The sequence below is a fragment of the uncultured Methylobacterium sp. genome (genome assembly GCF_964242245.1).
Taxonomy (GTDB): Bacteria; Pseudomonadota; Alphaproteobacteria; order Rhizobiales; family Beijerinckiaceae; genus Methylobacterium.
The window spans coordinates 1-4,216 of record NZ_CAXTBY010000190.1 but is presented as its reverse complement, the minus strand read 5'-3'; the positions used below and the strand labels follow the sequence as shown (position 1 = coordinate 4,216).

The window sequence follows — 4,216 nt, the reverse complement described above, 5'->3', positions numbered from 1 at the left end:
TCCGGCATCGGGCTGGCGACCGTGCGCAGGGCCGCCGCGCGCGGCGCCCGCGTCGTGCTCGCCGCCCGCAGCGGCGACGTGCTCGCCCGGGTGCATGCCGAGATCGAGGGGGTGGGCGGCAAGGCCGTCCACGTCGTCGCCGACGTCGGCCGCCGCGCCGACGTGCAGGCGATCGCCGACAAGGCGGTGGCCGCGTTCGGCGGCTTCGACACCTGGGTCAACGTCGCGGGGCTGACCATCTACGGGCCGCTGCGCGAGGTCTCGGACGAAGACAACGCCCGCCTGCTCCAGACCAACCTCTGGGGCACGGTGTTCGGCTCGCTCGTGGCCGTCGAGCACCTGAGGCGGCGCGGGGGCGCGCTGATCAACATCGGCAGCGTCGCCTCCGACCTCGCCTTCCCGTTCCAGGGCATGTACGTGGCGAGCAAGCACGCGGTGAAGGGGTTTACCGATGCGCTCCGCATGGAGCTGATGCAGGAGGGGGCGCCGGTCTCGGTGACGCTGGTCAAGCCGACCTCGATCGACACGCCGCTGCCCAACCGCGCACGCAACTACATGGACCGCGAGCCGACGCTGCCGCCGCCGATCTACCGGCCGGAGGTGGTGGCCGACGCGATCCTGCACGCGGCGGTGCACCCGCAGCGCGACATCGTCGTGGGCGGCGGCGGCAAGCTGCTCATCGCGGCCAAGGAGTTCGCGCCGGGCGCCTACGATCTCCTCGCGCCGGCGATCATCGCCCTGCAGAAGCGGGGCAAGCCGCCGCGCAACCCCGCGGGCGCACTGCACGCCCCAGTGGATGCCGGGCAGGTGCACGGCGCGCAGCCGGTCTACGCGATGCGCACGAGCGCCTACACGCGGGCCACCCTCCATCCTGCCGCGGCGGCGGCCGTGATCGGCCTCGGCGCGGTCGCGACCCTGGCCCTCCTCGGGGCGGGCAAGTCTCGGCGTGGCGCCTGAGATGTCCGTGCGGCGCGCGGCGACCGGCCCGTCGCGGACCGTGCCGCGCACGATCGTGACCCTGCCCGACGGGCGCACGATCGCCTACGCCGAGACCGGCGCCGGCCCCGACCTCGTGGCGATCCACGGCGCGATGATGACGCTGGAGGATTTTTGGCTCGGGCCGGTGCCCGGGCTCGCGCGGCACTTCCGGGTCTTGGCCGTGGACCGGCCGGGCCACGGCCTCAGCGCCCGCGCCCGCGGGATCGACGCCTCGCCCTGGCGTCAGGCCGAACTGATCCGCGCGGCCGCGCAGTCGCTCGGCCTGAGGCGTCCGGTGATCCTCGGCCACTCCTTCGGCGGCGCCGTGGCGCTGGCCTACGGCCTGCGCTTTCCGGACGAGGTCGCGGGGGTCGCGGCGCTCGCGCCGGTCTGCTTTCCCGAACTGCGGCTGGAGCAGGTGCTGTTCGGCCCGCGCGCCGCGCCGCTCGCGGGGCCGATGCTGTCGGACGCGCTCGGCGCGGTCTCCGACCCGGCGCTGCTGCCGCTCCTGTGGAACGCGATGTTCCTGCCGCAGACGATGCCGGAGGCGTTCGCGCGCGGCTTCCCGTTCGGGTTCGCCGGCCGGCCGGCCCAGATCGCCGCCGAGGGCGAGGATGCGCTGGCCCTCTGGCCCGGCCTGACCCGGAGTGCCGCCGCCTACGCCTCCTGCCGGGTGCCCGTGCGCATCCTGTGCGGGAGCGCCGACCTCGTGGTCAACCCGCTGGCGCACGGGGCCCTGGCCGCCCGGATGATCCCCGGCGCGCGCCTCGACCTCCTGCCGGGCCTCGGCCACATGCTGCACCACGCCCGCCCCGACGCGGTGGTGGCGGTCGCGCGCGCGCTGGCGGAGCCGGCCTGAGCATCCTCAGCCGGGCTCGAACAGCCCCCGCACCCGCTCCAGGTTCCGGCTCAGCCCGGACAGGTCCTCGGCCAGCGCGTCGTGGATCGCGGCTGCCGCGTCCGGGAACTCCTCCAGCACGCGGCGCATCAGGGTGGGGGTGATGCGCATCACCTCGGCCGGCGTCCGCGCCCGCGCGTCGCTCGGGCGCTCGCCGCGCACCAGCAGGGCGAGCCGCCCGATCAGCGCCGAGCGCTCGGCCGTCACCGGCTCGGCCCCCGCCGCGCGCGGCGCCAGTTCGATCGTGCCCGACATCACCACGAAGCCGCCGTCGGCCGGTGCGCCGCGGGCGAACAGCAGGTCGCCGGCGTCCAGGCTGCGCCGCTCGGCGGCGAAGGTGAGCAGGCGCAGCGCATCGCGGCCGAAGAGGCCGAACACCGGCGCGGCGGCCAGGATCGCGATGTCGTCGTCGAGCGCCATCGCCGAACCTCTCCATCACTCCGATGAGGCTCGGTCCTTAGCCGAACGCGATCATCGAGACGACCGCGAACGCGCAGGAAATCAAGGCAGCAGCTTGTAGCCGCCGCCCTCCGTGACGAGGATCGCGGCGAGGCTCGGGTTCGGCTCGATCTTCTGGCGCAGGCGGTAGATGTGGGTCTCCAGGGTGTGGGTGGTGACGTGGGCGTTGTAGCCCCACACCTCGGCGAGCAGCGTGTCGCGCGCCACCACCGCGCGGCCGGCGCGGTAGAGGAAGCGCAGGATCGCGGTTTCCTTCTCGGTGAGCTTCAGCTTCGAGCCGCGCTCGCCTACCAGCAGCTTCGCGCCCGGCCGGAAGGTGTAGGGGCCGATCTGGAAGATCGCGTCCTCGGAAGCCTCGTGGCTGCGCAGGTGGGCGCGGATGCGGGCCAGAAGAATCGCGAACTTGAACGGCTTGGTGACGTAGTCGTTGGCGCCGGCCTCCAGGCCCTCGACGGTGTCGGCCTCCGAATCCTGCGCCGTCAGCATGATGACGGGGCCGCGGAACCCGTTGCGGCGCATCACCCGCACGGCCTCGCGCCCGTCCATGTCCGGCAGGCCGACATCCATCACCGCGAGGTCGATGCGCTCCTGCCCGACGCGGGCGATGGCATGCCGCGCCTCGACGTCGGCGACGACCGTGAACTCCTCGCACAGGTCGAGCTGCTCGGTGAGGGTCTCGCGCAGGATCGCGTCGTCGTCGCAGATGAGAAGGCGATAGGCGTTGGACATCGACCGCTGGACTCTCGACAAGGCACGGCGGAACCCGATCGCGCCACGGAAGCCTGCACGGACGGCACTCGGGGTCCGGCGCGGCGGGCGATCTCGCTCCCAGAAATCCGAGGATTCTGCGTCCCCAGCTCAAGGCACCAGAATAAGGCGGTTTTCACGGCCGGGAATCACCTTGCGCGCAATTATTCAGGAATCTCCGACGGAGCTGGGATTAAAATGCGAGGCCTCGCCAGCGCGCGATCGCCGGGACAGCGACATCGAACGGGCCATGCCGAAGCCTTCCCCGCCGCCCGCCTCCAAGGGACCGATCAAGGGACCGAGCAAGCGCACGACCCTGCCGCGGGTGCGGGTGCATCCGAGCGTTCGGGACCGCCGCAGGGGCCTGCTGCAGGCGGGCGCGAGCGTGATACCCTGCGCCCTCGGCAGCGCGGGCATCGTCCCGGTGAAGCGCGAGGGCGACGGCGGCTCGCCCCGCGGCGCTTTCCGCCTGCGCGGGGGGGCGTACCGGCCGGACCACCTCGGCGCCCGGCCCCGCAGCGGCCTGCCCCTGCGCCCGACGACGCCACGGGACGGCTGGTGCGACGACGCGCGCGACCGGCGCTACAACCGGCCGATCGCGCTGCCCGCACCGGGGGTGAGCGCCGAGGCGCTGTGGCGGGCCGACGGCCTCTACGACGTGGTGATCGACCTGGACTACAACCGCGGCCCGATCCGCCCGGGCCGCGGCTCGGCGATTTTTTTGCATATCGCCCGGCCGGGCTACACACCCACCGAGGGCTGCGTCGCGCTCCGCCGCGCCGACCTGCTGCGGCTGCTCAGGCGGCTCGGGCCGCGCACGCACCTCGTCATCGGCTGACGCATGGGGCTTCACGCCTCTTCAAGTCCCATCACGCGCGGACCGCGACCGAGCCGACCTGCCGCATCACCGCAAGACATCCCGGATCGTCCGCGGGGCGTCCTTCTCCCGGGGGGAGAAGGACGGGATGAGGGGCGTGCCGCGTCCGGAGAGGTCACGCCCCTCACCCCAGCCCTCTCCCATCCAAGTCGGGCCTGCCCGACTTGGACATCCGCATTGCACATCTCGGGCATGCCCGAGATGTGTGGGGAGAGGGGGCCGCCCGGCGCTTCGCCCGATCCACGCACACCGGTCTC

Annotated in this window: 5 protein-coding genes; 3 read left to right on the top strand and 2 right to left on the bottom strand. The window is 73.3% G+C overall.

All coding sequences use genetic code 11. The features are described from left to right. Positions 1-957, top strand: a 957-nt coding sequence (locus tag ACFE8Y_RS21045) for an SDR family oxidoreductase (RefSeq protein WP_375466315.1), incomplete at its 5' end; no start/stop codon positions are given. Between the two features lies 1 nt (position 958). Continuing rightward, positions 959-1,837, top strand: coding sequence for an alpha/beta fold hydrolase (locus ACFE8Y_RS21040; RefSeq protein ID WP_375466314.1), 879 nt, complete (start codon positions 959-961; stop codon positions 1,835-1,837). Positions 1,838-1,843: 6 nt separating this feature from the next. Here ACFE8Y_RS21040 and ACFE8Y_RS21035 read toward each other — a convergent pair whose 3' ends face one another. Beyond that, a complete protein-coding gene (locus ACFE8Y_RS21035) occupies positions 1,844-2,296 on the bottom strand; it encodes a cyclic nucleotide-binding domain-containing protein (RefSeq protein ID WP_375466313.1) in 453 nt (150 codons plus the stop codon). Between the two features lie 81 nt (positions 2,297-2,377). Beyond that, positions 2,378-3,064, bottom strand: coding sequence for a response regulator transcription factor (locus ACFE8Y_RS21030; protein WP_375466312.1), 687 nt, complete (start codon positions 3,062-3,064; stop codon positions 2,378-2,380). A gap of 268 nt (positions 3,065-3,332) precedes the next feature. Between ACFE8Y_RS21030 and ACFE8Y_RS21025 the strand changes: the two genes are divergently transcribed. After that, positions 3,333-3,920 carry a L,D-transpeptidase gene (locus ACFE8Y_RS21025; RefSeq protein WP_375466311.1) on the top strand — a complete coding sequence of 196 codons (588 nt, stop codon included), beginning with the start codon at positions 3,333-3,335 and terminating at the stop codon, positions 3,918-3,920. The last annotated feature ends 296 nt before the right edge of the window (positions 3,921-4,216 follow it).